The organism is Streptomyces sp. NPDC002619, from assembly GCF_042889305.1.
In the GTDB taxonomy this organism is placed as follows: Bacteria; Actinomycetota; Actinomycetes; order Streptomycetales; family Streptomycetaceae; genus Streptomyces.
In genome coordinates this window covers 1-21,891 of the sequence record NZ_JBIAQV010000055.1, presented here as the reverse complement: position 1 = coordinate 21,891, position 21,891 = coordinate 1, and the positions used below count along the sequence as shown (strand labels likewise).

Here is a 21,891-nt window from a genome sequence, read left to right as displayed (position 1 = left end):
CCCTGGTCCCGCCGGGCCGGGCCGGGCCCATGCTCGCAGAGGGACACCCGGCCCGCGGTGGAGCGCGGGCGGAGCACGTGTGGGGAGAGGCAATCATGGAGCGACTGGACGGCACCGTGGCCCTGGTCACCGGTGCCAGCAGCGGCATCGGCGCGGCGACCGCCGTCGCGCTCGCGCAGCAGGGCGCGGCGGTCGCACTGGTGGCGCGGCGGCGGGACCGCCTGGAAGCCGTGGCGCGGCAGGTGCTCGACCTGCGCCCTCCCACGCTGTGCGTCGAGGCGGACGTGACCGACCGCGGGCAGGCGGCTCGGGCGGTCGAGAAGACCGTGGCCCGGTTCGGTCGGCTGGACACCGTGGTCAACAACGCCGGGGTCATGCTCGTCGGCCCCGTCGAGGACGCGCCGCCGGGCGAGTGGGAGCGGATGGTGGCGGTCAACCAGTTGGGGCTGCTCTACGTCACTCAGGCCGCACAGCCGCACCTGGCGAAAGCCGCCGCCTCGGACCCGCGGCACGTGGCCGACGTCGTCAACATCAGCTCGACCGCGGGCCGGGTGGCCCGCGCCGGCACGGCCGTCTACTCCATGACCAAGGCCGGCGTGGCGGCCTTCTCCGAGTCCCTGCGGCAGGAGCTGCAGCTGCAGCGGATCAGGGTCAGCGTGGTCGAACCCGGCACCGTGGACACCGGACATGCCTCGCGCACGCGGGAGGAGCGGCGCCCCGGCGTCGAGACGCGGATCCGGAAGACCGAGCGCCTGGCACCGGAGGACGTCGCGCGCAGCGTGGCCTTCATCGTCTACAGCCCCCGCCGTGTCGCGGTGAACGAGATCGTCGTCCGGGCAGCAGACCAGACTTGGTGACCCGCCGGGACCCGTGCGCCGGACCTAGCGCGGCCCTGTCGAGGAACCGTCCCCCAGGGCCGGAAGGGCCTCTCGCAGAGCCCGGCGCGACGTGATGCCGAGTTTGATGTAGATCTTTCGCAGGTGCCATTCGACGGTCCGGGCGCTGATGAACAGCTCGGCACCGATCTCCGGGTTGGTGCGCCCGTCCCGGGCCAGGCGCGCGATGTGCTCCTCTTGCGAGGTGAGCCCGGTGGCGGCCTGCGACTCCGGCCTGCGGAGCTTCTCGCCGGCGGCGGCCAGCTCCCGCCGGGCCCGCTCGGCGAACGCCTCCGCACCCATGGCGGAGAACCGGTCGTGGGCCGCCCGGAGCTGGTCGCGGGCGTCGGTGGGCCGTTGTTCGCGGCGCAGCCACTCGCCGTACAGCAGCCGTGCCCGGGCGGCCTCGGGGCGCAGCTGCGTGCGGTCGAGCCGCTCGATGGCCTCGGCGTACAGCCGTTCAGCCTCGGTACCGTCGCCGAGCAGGGCCCGGCATCGAAGCTCGATGCCCACCGGCCAGTCCGCATCGCCCGCGTGTCCGGTCAGCCGCCGCAGCGCCCGCTCGGCGACGTCCCGCTTCCCGGCCCGGACCGCTGCCTCGACCAGTTCGGGCAGCACCCACCACGTGAACTGCGGCAGGTACGTCTCGTCGACGGCCCGCTCCGCGGCCGCCATCGCCTCGGTGTACTGGCCGAGTCCGTTGCGCAGGACCGCTTCCGTCCAGTGCGCGGCCTGGGAGGAGATGCCCTCGCCGCGCTCGACCGCGGCGGTGGCGGTCGCCTCGATCAGCGGCATGGCCTCGTCCGCACGGCCCCGGTAGGCGGCGAGCAGCGCCGCCCCCAGCGGGAACATCCTCGTCCCGGTAGCGTCCGCGATCGTCTCGCCCTCGTCCCGCAGCGCTGCCGCCGCCTTCAGGTCGCCGCGCCATGTGGTTACCAGCTCCTGCACGCCCAGGGAGCCGACCAACGGGGCCAGGGCGCCCGATGCGCGGGCGTGTTGCGTCCAGCGGCCGCTCAGCAGGGCGAAGGTGTCGAAGTCCCACAGCAGGACGGCGGCCGTCGCGACGAGGTTGGCGCCCTTCTGGAACCAGCCGGGATCGGGATCGTGCACGAACGCGTCGACGGCCTGACGCAGGCTCGGCGCCGCGGCGGCCGACCCGTCGTCGATCAGGGTCGCCAATCCGCGCAGCAGCAGATGCGCCGGCTCCGGCGACGGCTCCGCCATGGCGCGCGACTGCAGGGTCGCCCGCGACACGTCCGGAAGATGCCCACCGGGCTCGGCGAACCGGCCGGCTACCAGGGCCGCGGCCCAGGCGTCGAGGTAGGTCTCCCGCGCCAGACCCGCGTCGAGCCCGTCGAGCTGCGTCGCGACCCGCAGCAGCTGGGCCGGGGCCGACCGCCCGGGGGAGGAGGCCCAGCCGATCTGCCCCCGCAGCCGCGCCACCAGGGCCCGCTGCAGATCGGTGCCCGCATCCGCCTCTGCTTCGGCCACCAGGGCGCCGGCGGTCTGCAACGAGCCAGCCTGCAGGTGCGCCGACGCGGCCGCCAGCGTACGGTCCGCCCGCGTGCCGGGGCGCTCGGTGAGCGCGGCCGACCGCTGCAGGAAGCCGGCAGCGGCCGACAAGCCCCCGCGGGCCTCTGCCCGGTCCGCCGCCCGCTCGAGCTCCACAGCGATGTCTTCGTTCGGCGCGGTGGCGGCCGCCGCCCGGTGCGACAGCCAGCGTTCGGGATCGGCCTGCGCATCCGTCGCCTCGGCGAGCGCCTGGTGCACGGTACGGCGCTGCTCCGCGCTGCCCGCCGCATACGCCGCCGAGCGCACCAGCGGATGCCGGAAGCGCACCAGTGAGTCGATGACGAGCAACTGCTCGGTCTCGGCGGCCGCCGCCTCGTCGCGTCCCAGCCCCAGAGCGTGCGCCGCGCGCCACACGAGCGCGGGGTCGGCGGTCGGGTCGGCCGCGGCCAGCACCAGGAACAGCCGGGCCGCCTCGGGCAGGCTCCCGATCCGCTGCAGGTAGAGGTCGTGCAGCATGCCGGTCAGGGACGGCCGGCCGGCGAAGCCACCGGCCAGCTCCTCCGGGCTCATCTCGCCCGCCAACTCCACCAGGGCCAGCGGGTTCCCGCGGGTCTCGGCGATCAGCCGGTCGCGGACCCGTTTCTCCAGGCGCCCGGGAACGGTCGCGGTGAGCAGCTCGCGGGCGTCCTCGTCGGTCAGCCCGCCGAGCGTCAGGACCGGCAACGCGGCGAACCCCGGGTCGTCGGCGTCTGCGGCCTCTCCCCGGACGGCGAACAGCAGCAGCACGGACTCGGCGTTCAGCCTCCGGCCGACGAAACCGAGCACCTGCTTGGACACGCTGTCCAGCCACTGGGCGTCGTCGACGAGGCAGGCCAGCGGCTGCTCGGCCCCGACCTCGGACAGCAGGCCGAGCGTCGCCAGGCCGACGATGAACGGATCCGGAGGACTACCGCCGGCCAGCCCGAAAGCCACCTGGATCGCCTGCTGCTGGGGAGCCGGCAGGACGTCGAGCCGGTCGAGCATCGGCGCGCACAGCTGGTGGAGCGCGGCGAACGGCAGCTCCATCTCGGACTCGACGCCGGAGACCTCCCGGACCTGGAACCCGAACGCCTGGCGTGCGCAGTACTGCATCAGGGCCGTCTTGCCGATGCCTGCCTCGCCCCGGATGACCAGGACCGAACCGGCCCCGTGACGGGCGTCGGCAAGCAGGGCGTCAAGCTCGACCCGCTCACGAGCGCGGCCCATGAAGGCAACACTCCGTGATCTGGACATGCGCACAGGGTACGAGTGCAGGCCGACGTCCGGCACCGGATCGCCCTCCCGTCGCTCCACGCGTCTCGCCCGGGGGGCATGTCCGCCCAGGGCTTCCCGCCCACCGGGACCCGTGTGTCCTCCCAGGGACTTGCCTGGGGGCAGGGGACGTCCCTGAAAACCACTCTGCAGGTGCGGGTCCTGAACCGAATGCGGGACCACTGCCAGCACACCGGATGGGACAGGTGACAACGATGAAGAGCGTGGAACTCGGCGGTCAGGGTCTGACGGTCAGCGCCCTCGGCTTCGGCTGAATGGGCATGAGCACCACGTACGGCCCGAGCGACGACGAGGCGAGCCGCGCCACCCTCGCGCGAGCCGTAGAACTGGGGGTGACGCTGTTCGACACGGCGGAGACGTATGGGCCGTTCCACAACGAGCGGCTGGTGGGCTCCGCACTGGCCCCCGTCCGCGACCAGGTGCGCATCGCGACCAAGGTGGGCTTCGTCTTCGACGATGACGGCACCATGGTGACCCACGACGGGGGCCAGCCCGATGTCGACTGCAGCCCGGAGCACCTGCGCACCGCCGTGGACGGCTCGCTGGGCCGCCTCGGAGTGGAACAGATCGACCTCCTCTACCTGCACCGCATCGACCAGAAGGTGCCGATCGAGGAATCCGTCGGTGCCATGGCGGAGCTGGTCGCGGCCGGGAAGGTCGGCCACATCGGCCTGTCCGAGGCATCCGCGGGCACCATCCGGCGCGCCCACGCGACGCACCCGCTCACCGCTGTCCAGAGCGAGTACTCGCTCTTCGAGCGCGGTGTGGAGCACAACGGCGTGCTCGACGCCGTGCGGGAGCTCGGCATCGGCTTCGTCCCGTACTCGCCACTCGGCCGCGGCATGCTCACCGGCGCGCTGACCAGCCTCGACAGACTCGACAGCAGCGACTTCCGGCGCCATGACCCCCGCTTCCAGGGCGAGAACCTCGACGCCAACCTGCGGCTCGTGGCCGCGATCGGCGAGGTGGCCGCCCGCAAGGGCGTGCTGCCGTCGCAACTCGCCCTCGCCTGGCTCCTCGACCAGGGCCACGTGCCCATCCCGGGCACGCGCCGGATCCCGTACCTGGAAGACAACGCGGCCTCCGCCGACATCGTCCTCACCGGCGCGGACCGCGCCGCGCTCGAGGACGCCGCCCCGATCGGCAAGGCCGTCGGCGACCGCTACCCCGCCGGGATGCTCGCGACCCTCGACGCCGGCTCAGAGCCCCAGCAGGGCTGAACAAGCCCGCAACCACCACTCGAACAAGGAGGACCCATGTCACCCACTACAGCACGGGACATCGAGACGATCACGATCGGCGAAGAGCTGACCGTCGGCCGGATGGGCTTCGGCGCCATGCGGCTGACCGGTGATCAGGTGTGGAGTGAGTACCCGGACCACGACGGCGGTATCGCCCTGCTGCGCCAGGTCGTCGACTCGGGCGTCACTTTCATCGACACCGCGGACGTCTACGGGCCGCACTCCAACGAGCTGCTGATCCGCGAGGCGCTGCATCCGTACCCCGACGACCTCGTGATCGCGACCAAGGGCGGCTTCGTACGCGGCGGCTACCCGTACGACACCCTCGGCGCGGTCGGGAACCCGAACTACCTGCGGCAGTGCGTGTACATGAGCCTGCGGCGGCTCGGCCTGGACCGCATCGACCTGTACTACCTGCACAGCGGGAGGGCGACGGACGCGCCGTTCGAGGACCAGGTCGGCGTGCTGGCCGAGTTCAAGGAACAGGGCCTGATCCGCCACATCGGCCTGTCGAACGTCACCGTCGACCAGTTCGAAGCGGCCCGCAAGATCGTGGATATCGCCGCGATCACCGCCGAGTACAACCTCGCCAGCCGGGCCGGCGCCGCGCAGCTTGCCGCCGCCGAGCGCGCCGACGTCGTGTTCTCGCCCTGGGGACCGACCCGGATCGACGGCCCCGAAGCGCCGCGCATCCGGGACGAGGTGCAGGCCATCGCGCAGCGCTATGGAGTGACGCCGCAGCAGGTCGCCCTCGCCTGGCATCTGCACCGGTCGCCGAACAGCCTGCCGATCCCAGGCACGACGACGCCCGGTCACTTCGCCGAGAACCTCGCGGCGGCGAAGCTCAGCCTCTCCGAGGACGAGGTCCGCCGACTCACCGAGCTCGCCTCCGAGGACCAGCACACCAGCTGACCCCGCCTGGAGTGGGCCGGCATGATCAAGGGCACGTCGGTGTCGCTGTCGTTCGCGGTGGTGTTCTTCGCGCCGGCGTTCCGCGGCTTCCGGCGGAAGGACATCGTGTCCTGAGGGTCCTTCGGGGTTCTTCGCGAACGGCGACAGCGCGTCGATGACGGCACGGGACCGGGCGGGTTTCGGCCGGGCCTCCGCATCGGAGTAAGTTCTCCGTCCGGGCGCCGTGGTCGCCGCGCCCGCCTGGCCGACGGGCCCGTCCCGCACGACCCGGCAGGGCGCGTGGAGGCCCCGGAGAAGGCGAGTTGACGACTCACGACCCCGCGTGGGCTTGGTGATCTCCGGTGAGGGGGATCAGTACGACCACGCAGGGGGAAAATGAGGGGGGATGTGCCATGAGGCTGGAATTCGCCGCGCCCGAAGCCCTGGCCGCCGGGAGTTTCTGGACCGCGTTCTGGCAACAGTCCGGCGGCACCGCCGTGTGGCTGCTCGGCATCTGCCTGGTCATCGTCATCATCGCGCTCGTCCGACTGGTGTCCGCGCTGCTGAGACGTTACCGGAGCAACCGGCTGCTGCCTGTGGTGGTGTGCGAGGACCGCAGCCTCCTCGGCGGCAACGGCCACAGGGCCAACGGCAACGGGCACGACGGCGCGGACCACAACGGCGGCCACGGCCACGAGTCCGCGCGGACCGCCGAACTGGCCGCGTACATCACGGAGCACATGGCCGCCGACACGCTCGGCCCGAACGTCCTGACTCCCGGCAGCGGCACCACCATCGGCCCCGATCCGGCCCCGGAGACCGCGTCCTCGCCGCACGGTTGGGTGGACGTGATGAAGCGGCTCGCCCTCTTCCGCCCCCGGGCGTACCACGTGATGCTGCACTGTCTGTCCGCCGACAACGATCGGCTCCGCTTCTCGGTGCGCATCCTGTACATGCCCCAGAACACGGTGGTGGCGGCCACGATCATGGAGGCCGAGGCCACCGCGCGGACGGACGGGTCCCCGGACGGCCGCGAGAGGGAGCTGTACGAGACGATAGCCTGTTTCTGCACCGTCAAGATCCTCGCGGATCCGCGCTCGAAGGACCGTATCCCCCGCTGGGAGAGCTGGGGCGACGACCCCGCGGCGTACCGCTTCTACCGCATGGGCATCAAGGCGCAGGAGTTGGCTCTTGCGCTGGCTGCGAAGGGACGGAGCAGGGCCAGCAAGAAGCAGGCCCAGCGCGCAGACAAGCATTACGCGCAGGCCGCGGAACTGGTGCCCGGAAACCTGACGATCCGGCTCCATCAGGCGGGATTCCAGGAGCTCACCGCCCAGACCTTCGGCGTGCGGAACCAAGCCGACCACATCCGCAGCGCCGTCGACATCTACACGTACTGCGTCCAGCTCTGGCCCGAGCACATCGAGACCGCGTACCGCTTGGCCATCGCCCGCGCCCGAGGTGCGCAGGAGGACGACGAATCGAGCTCCCGCGCCCACCTCGGCCGGCTCCTCAAGCGCCTTTCCCGGCGGGCCATCATTCGCCGCTACGCCCGCACCTGGCTTCCGGGCCGTCGCAACCTCGGTGAACGCCGCTACTGGCGCCGGTGGTTCGCCCTCGAGCGGCCCCGCCCCTCGCTGCGGACCCGTCGCCGCTCCTTCCTCGGGGCCGTGCGGATCGCCCACGCGGCCGAGGTACTTCGGATGAACCCCAATGCCCCCCAACCGCCCGATGGGCTCCGGGAGGCGTTCCGCGTCGTTGCCAGCGAGGTCACGGGCGGCTGGGCGCTCTGGGGCCGGCGCTGGGGCGGCCGCAACTGGGGGATGCGCCGTCTGCTGTACGCCGATCACGCGCGCGGCGGGGGCCACGCGGGGCGGCCCGCCCACAGCCAGGCGCTGACCACCGGTGCGGCGCCGCGGCACCGTGGTTCCAACAGGGCCGCCGCCGGACATCTGGTCCACTACAACGCCGCCTGCTTCCTCAGCCTGGCGCTGGCGGTGGACGCTCCCGCGGATTCGGGTGACTGGCACGACGACGCATGGCGCGAGGACTGCGCCCGCGCGGCCGTGACCCAGCTCAACACCAACCTCCGGGTCACCCGCAGCCAGTTCTCCGCCGCTTGGGCCGAACACGACACGGACCTGCGCCCCCTGTTCATCGGCCGCCTCCCGCACGACCCCCGGGTCCCCCTGCCATCTTGGGGCCGGACCGGCAGCAACTGGGCGCGGTCCGCGGGGATCCGCGTCACGGACGAGTCGTCCGCGGCGTGGACCCGCCGAGTCGGGGGCTTGCTCCGCGGACGCCGACGACACCGTTAGGGTCGCGGCATGTCAGCTGTGTCGGTCAACGGACTGCCCGGCGCCGGCGGGACGACGCTCGCGCGGAAGCCCGCCCGGGAACCGGAGCTCCCGCTGCCCGGAAAGGACGCCCTGCCCCTACCGAAAGCTGCCAGCGCCCGGCCCCAATAGGGGCCCGGGCGTTGTGGTCATTGGGAGACTTCGCTCAAGCCTTTCGGCCCCGGTTCCTCGCCACGACGCCCAGCAGCCGCAGCGGAGTGAGGTTCCCCCATCTACGGCACCAGCACGTATGACCAGGACCGGTTCATCGGCGAAGGGTGCGGTTCCTTTGAAGGGATGATCGGTTCGATCTCGGGGGCTGTCGGGCTGAGTGGCAGTTACGAGGCGTCGGCGTAGGCGAGGTGGGTGTCGCAGACGGTGCAGCGGAAGAGCATGGCTGTGGCCCCCTCGCCGAGGTGGGTGAGGAACTGCTCGAGTTGGGCTGCGTCGTGCCAGCCGTCCATGCGCAGGTCTTGCCTGAGCTGGCCGAGGGCCTCGGGGTGGGCTGCCAGTTCGCTGTATCCGACCTCGCCGATGAAGGCGGCCGCGTCGTGGCAGTGGACGAGCCAGTGCGGATCCTGCCAGGCGTGAAAGCCGGGAGTGCGGCGGGTGACCTCGTGCAGGATCTCCTCGCTGACGCCGTCGAGTCCGTAGGAGTCGATGAACTCGCCGGCGAACCGTTCAGCCGCGCTGCCGTCTGCGATGCACCAGGGGCAGAAGCGTCCGCTGACCTCTTGGGCGGTGTAGAAGGTCGCGGTGTAGATCCACCCCATGGCGCGGTTGCAGCACACACATGTCTCGGCGCTGTCACGGATGGACCCGCTCGCGAGCGGATCGGGGTGATAGCGGAAGGCAGGAAGGTCGGAGCTCACCGGTGCAGTCTGTCCGCAAGGCAGCCCCGCGATCAAGCAGTAAGGATGAATTCCTGCTGGTCGGGCGCCGGATAGAGACGCTGGTGCTCACGCGCGGCGTGGTGACGCCAGTAGGAATCGAAGTCACCGTTGTCAATCAACGTGCGGAGCCTGAGGACGGCTTCGGCGCCGACGAGGCCCCAGCGGGCGCCGGTGATGTCCAGGCGGTCGCCGATCAAGTGACGGCAGGCGCCCTCGATCGCGCCGGTGGCGATCGGCCAACCCGCGGCCAGAGCGATGTCGTAGCGGAGCTGGTCGAGGTGACCAGTCAGATAGCGACGACAGGCATCCACGGCCTCTCGCCGACTGGCGCAGGCACCGACGCTCTCGCCACGCTGGTCGGCTGGCTCGCCGCACCAGGCGGTGACGTGGGCAGCGATGGTGATACGGACGACAGGCACCGCTACCGTCCATTCATGGACGAATCCCTCTCCTTCGAGAGTTTCCTTGACGGTGCGAAGAAGTCCGCGCACCGGTTCACAACGGTGATGTAGGCAGCCGACGCACCTGGTCGTCGTCCGTTACCTCGTACACGTCGATCCGCAGCAGCCGGCGCACACGACCCGGGACGCGCTCAGTGGCCTTGACCGATGAAGTCGGCACGACCAACGCGTACCGCACACCTGGTGCGTCACCGGTCATACGGCGCAGCAACTGCCCGTAGGCGATATCGGCGTCGATGCCTTTCTCGCTGGTTCGCCCCTTGGCCTCACCAATCAGCCGTTCGCTCCCGCGTACCGCCTCGATGTCGCTCCAGCGGTCGGTCGGTGTCACCGGTGTCCAGTCCTGGGCCCGCAACCAAGTGCGGAAGGCATCTGTGACCCGGTCCTCATCACTGTCGCGGGCGAGGATCTTCCTCAGTGCTGCGATGTCCGCCTCCCGGTTGCGGCGCGGGCGCCCACGGCTGTCCGCGTCGAGGTCGGCGGGGGCGAATGACCAGCAACCGCAGGCCGTGAGAGGGGATCTCGCTCTCGCGTCGGGCGTCGTACAGGGCCCGCTGCTCGCGCCGGTGGACGCCGCTGACGGTCAGTTGGTCCGGCTTGTCGAAGTGCGGCACAGGCCGATGGCGCTGCAGCTCCCGGTATTCGACCACGAGTTGGTGCCCGGGCCAGGAGGCATCGACCGGCAGTCCGGCCCGCCGCCCGCCAACCCCCGCATCGCCCAGCAGCCAGTCGAACGTGTGCTGGGTGAGGGCCGTTTCTCCCAGCACCCGGTTGCGCAGGTCGACGACGTGCGCCCCATCGCTTCCCTCTCTCTTCCCCATGGCCGGGCATGATGCCACCAGCTACTGCCAGCAGGGAAAGAAATCCGCAGCCGCGAAGAACATCACAGGGAGGGCCGCCCGGGTGAATGTTCTGCCGACTGGTCCTACCGGAAATCCTCTCCGCCAAGCGGCTCGGCATACTGTGTCAATGCGGATGCCAAAGCGGATTCCCGCCTTGATCCATCAAACCTGGAAAGACACCGACGTACCCCTGAAATGGAGGGAGTGGGCTGACTCTTGGCGTCTGCGCCACCCTGACTGGGGGTACCGTTTGTGGACCGACGCCGACAATCGCGCATTCCTCCAGGAGCACTACCCATGGTTCCTGCCGGTCTACGACGGCTATCCAGAAGCGATCATGCGGGCCGACGCCATTCGCTATTTCCTGCTCGACCATTTCGGCGGGCTCTACGTGGATCTGGACTTCGAGTGCCTGAGCCCGGTCGACGGAATCCTTGACGGGCACGAGCTCGTCCTCGGCTGCGAGCCCGAGGTGCACACACGGCTGTTGCTGGCCCGCCAGCGCGGATTCGGCCGCATCGTCGGCAACGCGTTCATCGCGTCACGGCCGGGCCACCCATTCTGGGCCCATGTGCACCGACAGTTGGTCGGCGCCCACAAGCTGCCCGGCCCTCTGGACGTCACAGGCCCCTTCTTCCTCACCCGAGCAATCGACAGCGCCCCGGAACCTGCCTCGATCACAGTCCTCGGCCCGGAGGTCCTGTACCCCGAGGTGAGCCCGTACGCGACAGAACTGTTCGGCCCTCAGAAAGCCGACTATGAGCGTGCGTACGCCGTGCACCACTGGTCTGGCAGCTGGGCGCGCGACATCCCCGGGACGCCGCGGATTTCGGCCGGCAAAAGGTTCCCGTTCTGGGCGAGCCAGGAGCTGCAACCGCTCGCCGACGGTCTGCTCAGCCTGGACGCACAGCGCCGCCGCTGGGCCTTTGGCGCGCCCGCGCCGATGGTGTCATGCCTGATGGTGACCAAGGATCGCTCGTCGACGGCCCGCCGCGCGATCAGGTGCTTCCGTACGCAGACCTACTCGAACCTGGAACTGGTCGTCGTGGAGGACGGCACGGATGACACCCTTGAGCAGCACATCCGCGAGCTGGGCGACTCGCGGATCCGCCATCACCGGCTCCCTGCGGAGGGGCGGCCGTTGGGCGAGCTGCGCAATGAGGCGGTGGACCGGGCCACCGGGCCCTACGTATGCCAGTGGGACGACGACGACCTGTACGACCCGGAGCGGGTCGAGACACAGATGGCGGCGATTCTCGCACTCGGTGCCGAGGCCTGCTTCCTCGCCCGTGAACGGCTGTGGTGGCCCGCTCGCCACAAGCTCGCGATCTCCTGCGCGCGCGTCTGGGAAGGGTCGATGGTGTGCGCCAAGGAACGGCTCCCGCGCTACCCGGCGCAACGCCGGGGCGAGGACACCCCGGTGGCGGAAGAGGTGGTTCGCACCTGCCGGGTCGTATCGGTCGACGCGCCCGAGCTGTACACGTATGTGTGTCACGGCAGGAATACGTTCAACGAGTCCCATTTCGCGGAGCACTTCGAGGTGGCGACCCAGATCTGGGCCGACCCCGGCACTTACGTCGAGCGGTTGCTGGCCATGGCGACTCGGCTGCCGATCGAGCCGGAGGAGATCGCCCAGGCCGAGACCGATCGCGCCGCCCGAGCCTCAGCGCGCAGAGCGCAGACGGCCGTCGAGTCCGCCCCGGGCCCGGCGAGTGAGCGGCCCCTGGTGCTGGTGCTCACCCCCCTTAAGGACGCGGCCGCGTTCCTGCCCGGCTATCTGGAGAACCTTCGCGCCCTGGACTACCCGCGCGAGGCGATCTCACTGGGCCTGCTGGAGGGCGACAGCAAGGACACGACGCCGGAACTGCTCCAACAGGTCCTGCCCGGCCTCGAGGCGGAGTACCGGCGGGTCATCCTCGTACACCGCGACTTCGGCCTCCAGCTGGCGGGCCCCCGTTGGGAGCCCAGCGTCCAGCGCCGACGCCGGTCGGTGCTGGCCAAGGTGCGCAACCATCTGCTCTCCCGGGCCCTCGCCGACGAGGAGTGGGTGCTGTGGCTCGATGTCGATGTCACCGGCTACCCGGCCGACCTCGTCCAGCACCTGCTCGGAGCGCGCAAGGACATCGTCGTCCCGCACTGTGCCACCACGACCGGTGGACCCACGTACGACCTCAACACCTTCGTCCTTCACCCCAGGGCCGGCACGCTCAACTGGTCCCAGTGGCGGCGCGACGGCATTCTGCAGCCCCCCAGAGGGTTCGGCCGGACGTACCTCGACGAGTTGCGCGGGCAAGGGCTCCTCCGCGTCGACTCGGTCGGCGGCACCGCATTGCTGGTACGCGCCGACCTCCACCGTGACGGCCTGAACTTCCCGTCCTTCCCGTACCGGCACCTCATCGAGACCGAGGGTCTCGCCGCGATGGCCCGGGACATGGGCACAGCCTGCTGGGCGCTGCCCGACCTGGAAGTGCTGCATCCGCACCATGTCCCGGATCCGGCGGACATCGGAGCCATGTCCCCGTCCTGACCGACCGGGGCCGGCACAAAGCACCGATCCACCTCCCCACAGCACGGGGGTTGTCGACGGTCACGCAATTGGCCACCCCGAACGTCACGCGATGGGCCGGGGGGACGGCGGCGTCGCAACCGCCGCGGACAGGGAGACGGTGACCATGCGTCGAGATTCCCACGGCGCCAAGGGTTCCGGGCCGCCCGGTAGCCGGACTGTCGTTCAGGCTGTCCAGGATGGCCGTCAGGCCCGCGCGGAGCGCCGCCGAAGGCGCCCTTGACCGACCGGACCAGCCAGACACTCAGCAGTCGGGCGGCCCGTCACCACCTCAGCCCAGATGGGGAATTACGTGACGCTGATCATGCAGATCGTGGGGAATTACGACGTGACCGCTAATAGGAGTAATCGTTTTGACACGCTAGGTAGTCGATTTTACGGTGGCACCACTGCCCCTGCCGTGGAGTTCACCGGCATTACAGGGCAGCTCCCTACTAGAAAGAAGGCCCTGTGAAAGCCCGTGTCATCTCCTCCCTGGCCCTCCCTGCCGCACTGGCGACCGCCGGACTGCTCAACACCGCGGAGGCGGCCTATGCCGCCGCTCTCAATGCGGAGCCTGTCACGGCGTCGGCACCGTACGGGTACCAACAGCACCCGACAAGCGGCGACGTCGCCCTCATCTCCGGCTCCGCGCACCCCTGCACGCCCATGGGCAACGTCACAATCTCCGACTACGGCTGCGACTACGGTCACCACCAGCATCATTCACACCACGACTACGACTACGACTCCGACTCCGACTACGACTCCGACTACGACGACGACGATTGGGGTTGACGGCGCCCCAGCCAGTAGGTGATCCGGCGGGTCTGCTTGGACGGGGCCCTCGAACGGGGTCCGGGGGGGCCGCAGACGCCCGACAACGCGGAATCCTGCCACCCGCACCCTCTGGATCCTCCTCCGTCCCGTTGCCTTCCGAAGCGAAAGACGGCGCATGCCCCACAGATCCGACCCCGTGGTTTCGGTGGTCATCCCGTGCCACAACTACGCCCGCTATCTGCCCGAGGCAGTGTCCAGCGTCCTCGCCCAGACGTTCCGCGACTGGGAACTCGTCATCGTCGACGACGGCAGCACCGACAACACCGTTGAGGTGACCCAAGGCCTGATCGCCCGCCACCCCGACCGGTGCATCAAGCTGCTCGAACAGGCCAATGCCGGGGTCTCCGCCGCGCGCAATACCGGGATCGAGGCCAGTGCCGGCCGCTACATCCTTCCGCTGGACGCCGACGACGTGATCGCGACCACGATGCTGGAGAAGACCGTCGCGGTACTGAACGATCCCGACATCGCCATCGCCTCAACCGATGTGTTCACCTTCACCGACGACGATCTGCCCCCGCAGGCGATGCCCCTGCCCGCCTACAGCAGAGAACTGCTACTCCAGCGACTGATCATGTTCTACTGCTCGCTGTACCGCCGTGAAGCGTGGCAGACCGTGGGCGGGTACAACCAGAGCATGCGGGCCGGAGAGGACTGGGACTTCTGGATCGGCTGCGCCGAGCACGGCTTTGATGCCTACCACATCCATGAGCCGCTGTTCGGGGCGCGCAACAAGGACACCGGGCTACACCTGGAAGCCGCCGAGAACGACCTGGCCATCCGGGCGCGGATCGTGACCAACCACCCGGGCCTGTTCAAGCCGATCACCCGTAGCTGGGCACACGCCGTGCTCAGCCAGGACGCGAAAGCCTGCCTGCGGGACGAGCACGTGCCCGACGACATCCTCACCCGGGCCACCGAGATGGACCAGTTCCTCGCTGCGGTCATGGCCCTGCAGCGGACCACGCGGGTGCAGTACTACCACATCCGGCGACTGGAGAAGGCGCTGGCCGCTCAGAACGGAACCACCGAACCGCCCACCCAGGAGAGCGAGCCCGCCCCGACGGCTTCCGCCGTTTGACGCGTCTTCGCCTGCATCGTCGTCCCTGCCGCCGTCCCCGTACCGCAGGCGTCCCGGACGCCGGGCCCCGGGGACCCATCCAGCCGTCGCATACCAGTCAGACACCGGGACTGTCGGGATGCGCCCAAGCGCACGATGGAGGACACGCCGACGCTCCTGGCCTGTGGGTGCCGACAATCCTGTCACCTACGCTGAGCTGCGACTTGAGGGTCACGATGTGATCACGTCGAAAGCGCTCGTGAGCCCGTCGGCACACGCTGGGGAGTCGTGACGTTCCGTCTGGTCTACCGATTCGGCTGCCTCCTGCTCGGCTGGCTGCGCCTGCTGGCGCGGTCCTCCACGGCCAAGGACGTCGGGATACTGGTGCTCCGGCACCAGCTGGCCATCCTGCAGCGCAGCAACCCCAAGCCCGTGTTCCGCTCGAAAATACGATTTGGGGCTGTGCCTGCATGTTTGCTGATCCTGGCGACGCGGCCTCGACGGGCCTGCAACGATCTGCGGATGTCGCTGTCGGTTGTCTCCACGCTGGTCCGGAATCTGATCATGGTGCCCACTGCCGTGCTGCGTAGCCGCGTGGCCAAGGATGCGGAAGTGATGGCGCTCCGGCATGAGAACGCGGTATTGCGCCGCCAGATCGCCCGGGTCCGGTACGAGCCAGCCGACCGGATCCGGCTCGCCGCCCTGCCCTCTCCCGACTGATTCCTCGCGGGTGCCAGCGTCAGGTCTTCGCCGTCACACCCATCACGCTGCTGGTCTGGCATCGCCAACTCGCCACCCACAGATGGACGTTCACCCACCACGGCCCCGGGCGACCTCCTACCGCGCCCATCGTCAAGCACCTTGTCCTGCGCCTGACCCGCGAGAACAACACGTGGGGCCACCGGCGGACACAGGGCGAACTCGCCCGCCTTGGCTACCCGATCGCCCCGTCCACGGTCTGGGAGATCCTGCACGCCGCCGGCATCGATCCCGCCCCGCAGCGCTCAGGGCCGACCTGGCACCAGTTCCTCACCGCCCAGGCCCACGGCGTCATCGCCGCCGACTTCCTCCACCTCGACACCGTGTCACTCGAGCGCTTGTACGCCCTGGTCTTCATCGAACACGGCACCCGGCGCCTCCACCTCGCCGGCGTCACTACCAACCCCACAGCTCAAGCCAGGAACCTCGCCATGACCCTGGGACGCCGCATCGACTCGCTGCGCTTCCTCATCCGGGACCGGGACAGCAAGTACACCAGCGCCTTCGACGCCGTGTTCGAAGCCGATGATAAAGAGATCCTGCTCAGCCCGCCTCGGGCACCGAAAGCGAACGCGATCTGCGAGAGAGTCGTGGGCACCCTCCGCCGCGAAATCCTGGACCGCATGCTGATCTACAACGAGGCCCACGCCCAAGCAGTGCTCACCGAGTACATCCGCCACTACAACGGGCACCGCCCCCACCAATCCCGGCGGCAGCTACCCCCGGACAGCGACCAACCGCCCGCCCCGGCCACTGTCACCGACCTCCAGACTCACAGGATTCGGCGACAACCCGTCCTCGGAGGCCTAATCAACGAGTACCAGAGCGCCGCCTGACGCCCAAGGCATCAGCACAGGTCACGGCACGAATCGTATTTTCGAGCGGCACACCCTCGGCCGCGCAGCAGTTGGCTGCGGCAGCACCGGGAGCCCACGAGAACGTGTGGCGCATGCAGCCCCCCGTCTTCGACGGGCGGCCACTGGCCACACGGCGTTCCACGCCGCTGACCGGACGGAGCCCATCACCACAGCATGGAACTCATGTCTCTGACCAGCGCAACCTCCGCCCCCGCTATAGCGGTCGGCGTGAGAATGACATGGCCTTTCGTCACTCATGTCAGCAACAGGTGAGCACCATCTGTCAGTGCCAATCAGCAGGTCACCGGGCCTGTGCCACTGATACTCAGATGACGATTTTCAACTGACACTGCCGTGTAGACCATCACCTACCGACGATGGCCACCGCGTACGCCACGGCCACGCTGGACCCGGACACCCAGACCACCGTGTTCCTCGACGGCTCGGGGCAGGTCATGGAGATGCCCGGACATGGCACCAGCACCGGCACCTCCCCGTCGCAAGGCATCGGTAGATGTAACACGCGAATCTGATCTCGCTGAGTCTCTGGGGACTGCGTATGGTGCAGTGCCTCCGGGGGTTCACACAGGGACTGCCCGCAGGCTGACAGAGCAGCCAACAGCTTGAATGGCGCCCTCCTTGCGGCCTCGCCTGCCTGGAGGCGGAACGCAAGAGGTCACCTTCGGAGGTACGCGTGAATCATCCTGGCCACCGCTAGGCCGTTGCCGATGGTGGGGACGAGACCGACAAGGAACAACAGCCCGCCAGGGACCATCAACTTCGTCCAGCCGAGTTGGCTGGGGAACAGGGCATGCCCGGGTCGTGCCGCATCGTAGAGCACGGTGACATGGTCGCCCGTCGACAGACTGTCCGGGGCCTGGAGGACGTTGTCGATTGACGCCTGGGTCCGGTAGCCGTCTGTCAGGGTGACGCTGATGAATGAGGCGCTTTGTTTCATCTGCGGCTTGGCGTAGTCAGCTTCGACTACTACAGCTGGGACCTTCCCGGCGTCATCGAAGTGCAGTCGTGCAGCCGCGTTGTCCAAGCCGAGGACGAGACCGATGGTGACGAAGAGCAATCCAACCAACAGGCCCAGCGTGTGTCCGATGGCTCTGCGGACTCGCCTTGCTCCTTGAGGTCTGTAGACACGTCCGCGACCCACGTGAATGATCGTGCCGCTCTGTCGACCGCCTCGCGCCATGGCTCCCCCGTCATCGCTTCACCTCATTGTCCTGCCAGGCGGGCGCGATGCCCCCAGCTGGCGGTAAGTGATCAGGCAGCAGGCAGGTCTGAGGAAGACTTCGTGTATGTCGGCGCTCCGTTCCCAACGCTGGTTGATCACCCGCTGCCTGAGCCGGAAGCCCGCCCGGCCGGAGAGATTGAGCCGGGCGAACTCTAGCCACCTGAGAGGCACGCCTATCTGCCTCAACTGTGAAGCGTGCGAAGCAACTTGGGCAGGGCGGTGCCGATGGGTTCGCGGATGAGCTCGTCGGCGCGGTCGTCGTACGGGGTCGGTTCGGCGTTGACGCTGATGAGCCGGGCCCCGTTGTCGGCGGCGACGCCAGCCAGTCCCGTGGCGGGCTGTACCTGGAGACTGCTGCCGGCGGCGATGAACGCGGTGCAGGCCTCAGTCCGATGTCACTCCCCGCTGGCTGGACAGGCCCTGGCCCATCCTCGACGAGGCCGACGGACCGGTCGCCAAACAGTCGTAGGTACTGCTCGGGGCCTCGAGCGAGCGGCACCGGGTCAAGTAGGGGCGGGGACTGGCAACGGAGTCAGCCACCGCGCCAGTCCCCGACCCTACTGAAGACGGAGACGGTGTCTCGTCGCATTCCAGTTCGCACCCGTGCGATCACCTCGGGCTTCTCGCCGCGCGCGAACCCCTCAGTTGGAGGTGTCGGCCCGGTCGAAATCCGGGGCAGATGCGGCGCCCCCGGATCGGGCCTTCCGCGGCGAGATCATGAGGCCGACCACGACGGCCCAGATGCCGATGAGTGAGGCCAACGGAAACAGCGCGTCGAAGCGGTCGGTGAACGCGATCGTGGCGGACGCCAACGCGAAGGCCAGCCCGCCGATGAGGCCGAGGGCGAGCGTGATCGGGTTGCCGAGGGTGCGGGTGAGGCCACCGGCGACAGCGAGGGCTGCGATGCCCAGGCCCCACAGCGAATCGACGATCGTCTCGTTCCACGTCTGGAGGTGGTAGAGGAACGTCTTCTCGCCACCGGCGATCCCGTCCGCGCCGAGGGCGGTGAACAGGTGCAGCGTCATCCCTATCGTGGCGACGACGGCGATGGCGGAGACGACGCCGGTCGCTGTGGCCATGCCGGCGTCGAGGCTGCCGCGGCGCCGGAACGCGAGGATTGCGGCCGCGAAGCACGCCATCGCGGCCAGCAGCAGCGCGTGCGAGGGGTACCACATCGAGTCGACCAGCATCTCGTGGAGCTGGGAGACCTTCGATCCCTCGCCGCTGTCACCGGGGTGGATGGCGCCGCCTGCGAAGAAGGCGACCCCGCTCAGCACCAGAAGGGGCCCGGCGACCCGTTCGGGGCGTCCGACGCGGGACAGACGGGTGCGGGCTCGAGTCGACGTACTCATGGTGGCTCCTTCGATCGGAACGAGTCGGTGGAGCCACCGTGTCTCTCCCCGGGGTTGCGGGACACGGTGCGCACCCTGCACTTCGATCCGGGAAAACCCTCATCCGTGAGCGTTGCCGCTGTGCCAGCATTGCTTCATGTCTGCGGCCACGGAGGCGCACAATCAGGCCCCACCGACGGTCCGCGAAGCCGGAGCCGCACTGGTGGCGCTTGTGGTCGCGACCCTCGTCGGCTACGGCTGGTACCTCGGCTTCCACCTCGAGAACGTGCACAACGCGTTGATCGGCGCTTCCTTCACCGCCGTGGGGCTGTACGTCGTCCGGATACGGCCGCGGCACCCGGAGGGCTGGCTGTTCGTCGCGACCGGCATGGTGCACGCGGTGATGTTCTTCGGCCGCCAGTACGGCCTGCACGACGGCGCCTTGGCCGGGGCCTCCTGGGTCGGCTGGGTCGGGGTGTGGCCGTTGCCGCTGGCGATCGCGCTGGCCGGGTGGACGTTCATGGCGTTCCCCGACGGGCGGCTCCCATCACCCTGGTGGCGGTTCGCCGTGGTCGCGATGATGGCGATCGCGGCCGTTCTCGCGGTGGTGTCAGCGCTGTGGCCGGTGGAGTACGACCGGATGGGGCTGGCGGCTCCACACCCACTGGCTGTGCCTGGCGGGGAGGCGGCGGACCGCGTCTGGGAATACGCCCAGTACAGCTACCTGCTCTTCCAGGTGCTGTGGACTGTCGCGATCGTGGTGCGGATCCGCCGCGCCCGCGGCGACGAGGCGCGCCAGATGCGCTGGCTCGTGTTCGCGGTGGTCATGGCGATCGTGTTGCTGGTGGCCGGCTTGCTTGCGTTCGGCAGCCCTGTGCCGGGCCTGCTCGCGCTCCCGCTGATCCCGATCGCCGCCGGGTTCGCGATTCTCAAGTTCCGGCTCTACGACATCGACCCGGTCATCAACAAGACCCTCGTCGTCGGGGCCATGCTGCTGCTGATCACGGCCGCGTACGTGGCGATCGTCGTCGGTGCGGGAACCGTGGTTCCCGCTGACGAACGAGCGCTGTCGCTGGTCACGACGGCCGTCGTCGCAGTCGCGTTCGAGCCGCTGCGGCGGCGGGCCCAGCGCCTGGCGGATCGTCTCGTGTACGGGCATCGCGCGACGCCGTACGAAGCGCTGTCCCGGTTGTCGGCCCACCTCGAGGACCCGCCGCAGGAGCTGCTCGACGCCATCGCGGCCACGGTCGCAGGCGCGGTCGGCGCCACCGAGGTTGTCGCGTGGGTGGGCGACGAGCATCGCCTGGTGCCGCGGGGCCGGTGGCCGGCTGCGACGGTCGAGGCCAGCCCGGCAGCGCTCGCCGGGCTGGACGGGCCGCGCCGGCTGGTCCGGCCCGTCGTCCACCGCGGCACCGTGCGCGGCGCGATCACGGTCCGCAAGCCGGCGGGGGAGTCGCTCAGCGCCACGGAGGTCCGTCTGCTGTCGGACCTGGTCGCGCAGACCGGGCTCGTCATCGTGCAGCAGCAACAGGCGCAGGAGATCCAGGCGGCGGCCCGCCGGATCGTCACCGCCGAAGACGCGGCCCGCCGGCGCATCGAGCGCGACCTCCACGACGGTGCGCAGCAGCGGCTGGTGACCCTCGGTCTGGAACTCGGCGCCCTGGCCAAGCAGGCGGAGGCCAGCGGCGCGGCGATGGCGGATCGGGTCAAACAAGCGCGGGCGCAACTGCTGGAGGCCACGGCCGAGCTGCGTGAGCTGGCCCGTGGCCTGCACCCGATGGTGCTGGCCCAGTCGGGTCTCGAACCCGCGCTCGGCGCGCTCGCGGACCGGTCGGCGATCCCGGTGCAACTGCACGTGGCCGGCGCCGGTCGCTTGCCGCGCGATGTCGAGGCAACGGCGTACTACGTCATTTGCGAAGCGCTCACCAACGCCGCACGCCATTCGGGCGCGAGCGTGGTCGTCGTCGACGTGGCCTCGGTCGACGGCGGGCTGCGCGTGGAGGTCACCGACGACGGTCGCGGCGGCGCACGCCCAGGGCCGGGGATGGGCCTGCAGGGGCTGGCGGATCGCCTCGCCGCCCTCGGTGGCGAGCTCCGGGTCGACAGCCCCTCCGGCGGCGGGACACGGATCAGGGCGGTGCTGCCGTGCGGGTGATCGTCGCCGACGACGCGGTCCTCTTCCGCGAGGGGATGGCTCGCATCCTCGCCGAGGAGGGCTTCCACGTGGTGGCTCAGGCCCGGAACAGTGCCGAGCTGGTCGGCCTCGTCCGCCGCTCCCCACCGGACGTGGTCATCACCGACCTGCGGATGCCGCCGGGCTTCGCGGACGAGGGCATCGAGGCCGCGGCCGAGATCCGCTCGTTCGCGCCGCGGGTCGGGCTGATGCTGTTGTCGCAGTACGTCGAGGTGCATCATGCGCTACGGCTCATGGAAGAGTTCGACGGTGCGGTCGGCTACCTGCTGAAGGACCGGGTGTCCGACCTCGGTGCCTTCGCGGTGGACGTACGACGCGTCGCCGGTGGCGAGGTCGTGATCGACGCCGAGCTCGTGTCCAGGCTGGTCGGTCGGCGCCGGGAACGTGACCCGTTCACCGAGCTCACCGACCGCGAGCGGGAGGTACTGACGCTGATGGCCCAGGGGCTGACGAACGCCGCGTTGTCCGAGGAACTGGTCCTGAGCCCCAAGACGATCGAGGGCTACGTGCGCAGCGTGTTCACCAAGCTCGGCCTGGAGCAGAGCGAGCGCGAGCACCGGCGGGTGCAGGCGGTGCTCCAGTTCCTGCGTTGGCAGTGATTCCCAGTGACTCCTCCACCCCGTAAACGGGGTGGCTTCTCGCTAAGCCGGTTGAGCTTCGCGACGGACCAGCCCGGCCCGTAGAACGTTGAGAGCGCCCA

19 protein-coding genes and 4 pseudogenes are annotated in these 21,891 nt (G+C 69.6%); 15 read left to right on the top strand and 8 right to left on the bottom strand.

All coding sequences use genetic code 11. The features are described 5' to 3' along the window. Positions 1-95 precede the first annotated feature (95 nt). Entirely contained in the window at positions 96-857 is a 762-nt protein-coding gene (locus ACFYXB_RS39955) for an SDR family NAD(P)-dependent oxidoreductase (RefSeq protein ID WP_389589942.1), read from the top strand. A gap of 24 nt (positions 858-881) precedes the next feature. On the opposite strand, the gene ACFYXB_RS39950 is transcribed toward ACFYXB_RS39955, so the two are convergent. Next, the gene (locus ACFYXB_RS39950) at positions 882-3,659 is read right to left on the bottom strand and encodes an ATP-binding protein (RefSeq protein WP_389589940.1); all 2,778 of its coding nucleotides are present in this window, start codon (positions 3,657-3,659) and stop codon (positions 882-884) included. Between the two features lie 293 nt (positions 3,660-3,952). On the opposite strand from ACFYXB_RS39950, the gene ACFYXB_RS39945 reads away from it, so the two are divergent. The 5 genes and pseudogenes from ACFYXB_RS39945 to ACFYXB_RS39925 all read left to right on the top strand — a co-directional run bounded on the left by ACFYXB_RS39945 (position 3,953) and on the right by ACFYXB_RS39925 (position 8,298). Continuing rightward, positions 3,953-4,918 (top strand): aldo/keto reductase, encoded by a 966-nt coding sequence (locus tag ACFYXB_RS39945; RefSeq protein ID WP_389589938.1) that lies wholly within the window; start codon positions 3,953-3,955, stop codon positions 4,916-4,918. Positions 4,919-4,954: 36 nt separating this feature from the next. Then, complete coding sequence (locus ACFYXB_RS39940; protein ID WP_389589937.1) at positions 4,955-5,851, top strand: aldo/keto reductase; 897 nt, start codon at positions 4,955-4,957, stop codon at positions 5,849-5,851. Further along, positions 5,852-5,965, top strand: a pseudogene (locus ACFYXB_RS39935) (ABC transporter permease); the annotation flags it as partial. A gap of 278 nt (positions 5,966-6,243) precedes the next feature. Beyond that, a complete protein-coding gene (locus ACFYXB_RS39930) occupies positions 6,244-8,148 on the top strand; it encodes a hypothetical protein (RefSeq protein ID WP_389589936.1) in 1,905 nt (634 codons plus the stop codon). A gap of 9 nt (positions 8,149-8,157) precedes the next feature. Further along, positions 8,158-8,298 (top strand): hypothetical protein, encoded by a 141-nt coding sequence (locus ACFYXB_RS39925; protein WP_389589934.1) that lies wholly within the window; start codon positions 8,158-8,160, stop codon positions 8,296-8,298. Positions 8,299-8,504: 206 nt separating this feature from the next. Here the strand turns inward: ACFYXB_RS39925 and ACFYXB_RS39920 are convergent, their stop codons facing one another. The 4 genes and pseudogenes from ACFYXB_RS39920 to ACFYXB_RS39905 form a co-directional block, all read right to left on the bottom strand. Continuing rightward, on the bottom strand, positions 8,505-9,038 hold the full coding sequence (locus ACFYXB_RS39920; RefSeq protein ID WP_389589933.1) for a CbrC family protein: 534 nt from the start codon (positions 9,036-9,038) through the stop codon (positions 8,505-8,507). A gap of 32 nt (positions 9,039-9,070) precedes the next feature. Further along, positions 9,071-9,385 (bottom strand): annotated as a pseudogene (locus tag ACFYXB_RS39915) (ISKra4 family transposase); the annotation flags it as partial. A gap of 169 nt (positions 9,386-9,554) precedes the next feature. Beyond that, the gene (locus tag ACFYXB_RS39910) at positions 9,555-9,851 is read right to left on the bottom strand and encodes a hypothetical protein (protein ID WP_389589931.1); all 297 of its coding nucleotides are present in this window, start codon (positions 9,849-9,851) and stop codon (positions 9,555-9,557) included. 58 nt (positions 9,852-9,909) lie between these two features. Further along, on the bottom strand, positions 9,910-10,341 hold the full coding sequence (locus ACFYXB_RS39905; protein WP_389589929.1) for a hypothetical protein: 432 nt from the start codon (positions 10,339-10,341) through the stop codon (positions 9,910-9,912). Positions 10,342-10,489: 148 nt separating this feature from the next. Here ACFYXB_RS39905 and ACFYXB_RS39900 point away from each other — a divergent pair, with 148 nt between their 5' ends. From ACFYXB_RS39900 to ACFYXB_RS39870, 7 genes and pseudogenes are all read left to right on the top strand, one after another. After that, on the top strand, positions 10,490-12,889 hold the full coding sequence (locus tag ACFYXB_RS39900; protein ID WP_389589927.1) for a glycosyltransferase: 2,400 nt from the start codon (positions 10,490-10,492) through the stop codon (positions 12,887-12,889). Between the two features lie 489 nt (positions 12,890-13,378). After that, a complete protein-coding gene (locus ACFYXB_RS39895) occupies positions 13,379-13,705 on the top strand; it encodes a hypothetical protein (protein WP_389589925.1) in 327 nt (108 codons plus the stop codon). Positions 13,706-13,862: 157 nt separating this feature from the next. After that, positions 13,863-14,828 (top strand): glycosyltransferase family 2 protein, encoded by a 966-nt coding sequence (locus tag ACFYXB_RS39890; protein WP_389589924.1) that lies wholly within the window; start codon positions 13,863-13,865, stop codon positions 14,826-14,828. 267 nt (positions 14,829-15,095) lie between these two features. Beyond that, a complete protein-coding gene (locus tag ACFYXB_RS39885) occupies positions 15,096-15,527 on the top strand; it encodes a hypothetical protein (RefSeq protein WP_389589922.1) in 432 nt (143 codons plus the stop codon). Positions 15,528-15,889: 362 nt separating this feature from the next. Beyond that, on the top strand, positions 15,890-16,402 hold the full coding sequence (locus ACFYXB_RS39880) for an integrase core domain-containing protein (RefSeq protein WP_389589921.1): 513 nt from the start codon (positions 15,890-15,892) through the stop codon (positions 16,400-16,402). A 35-nt stretch (positions 16,403-16,437) separates the two neighbouring features. Beyond that, a pseudogene (locus tag ACFYXB_RS39875) lies at positions 16,438-16,551 on the top strand (NADP oxidoreductase); the annotation flags it as partial. A 249-nt stretch (positions 16,552-16,800) separates the two neighbouring features. Beyond that, positions 16,801-16,956, top strand: coding sequence for a putative ATP-grasp-modified RiPP (locus tag ACFYXB_RS39870; RefSeq protein WP_389589919.1), 156 nt, complete (start codon positions 16,801-16,803; stop codon positions 16,954-16,956). Positions 16,957-17,099: 143 nt separating this feature from the next. Here the strand turns inward: ACFYXB_RS39870 and ACFYXB_RS39865 are convergent, their stop codons facing one another. From ACFYXB_RS39865 to ACFYXB_RS39855, 3 genes and pseudogenes are all read right to left on the bottom strand, one after another. Further along, the gene (locus ACFYXB_RS39865; RefSeq protein ID WP_389589917.1) at positions 17,100-17,624 is read right to left on the bottom strand and encodes a DUF3592 domain-containing protein; all 525 of its coding nucleotides are present in this window, start codon (positions 17,622-17,624) and stop codon (positions 17,100-17,102) included. Between the two features lie 224 nt (positions 17,625-17,848). Beyond that, a pseudogene (locus ACFYXB_RS39860) lies at positions 17,849-18,055 on the bottom strand (SIR2 family transcriptional regulator); the annotation flags it as partial. Between the two features lie 252 nt (positions 18,056-18,307). Further along, positions 18,308-19,018, bottom strand: a complete 711-nt coding sequence (locus ACFYXB_RS39855) for a hypothetical protein (protein WP_389589916.1) — start codon at positions 19,016-19,018, stop codon at positions 18,308-18,310. A gap of 136 nt (positions 19,019-19,154) precedes the next feature. Between ACFYXB_RS39855 and ACFYXB_RS39850 the strand changes: the two genes are divergently transcribed. Together ACFYXB_RS39850 and ACFYXB_RS39845 are read left to right on the top strand one after the other, a co-directional pair. Then, positions 19,155-21,152, top strand: a complete 1,998-nt coding sequence (locus ACFYXB_RS39850; protein WP_389589915.1) for a histidine kinase — start codon at positions 19,155-19,157, stop codon at positions 21,150-21,152. After that, positions 21,143-21,790 (top strand): response regulator transcription factor, encoded by a 648-nt coding sequence (locus ACFYXB_RS39845; protein WP_389589914.1) that lies wholly within the window; start codon positions 21,143-21,145, stop codon positions 21,788-21,790. Before ACFYXB_RS39850 ends, ACFYXB_RS39845 begins: the two co-directional genes overlap by 10 nt. Positions 21,791-21,891 lie beyond the last annotated feature (101 nt).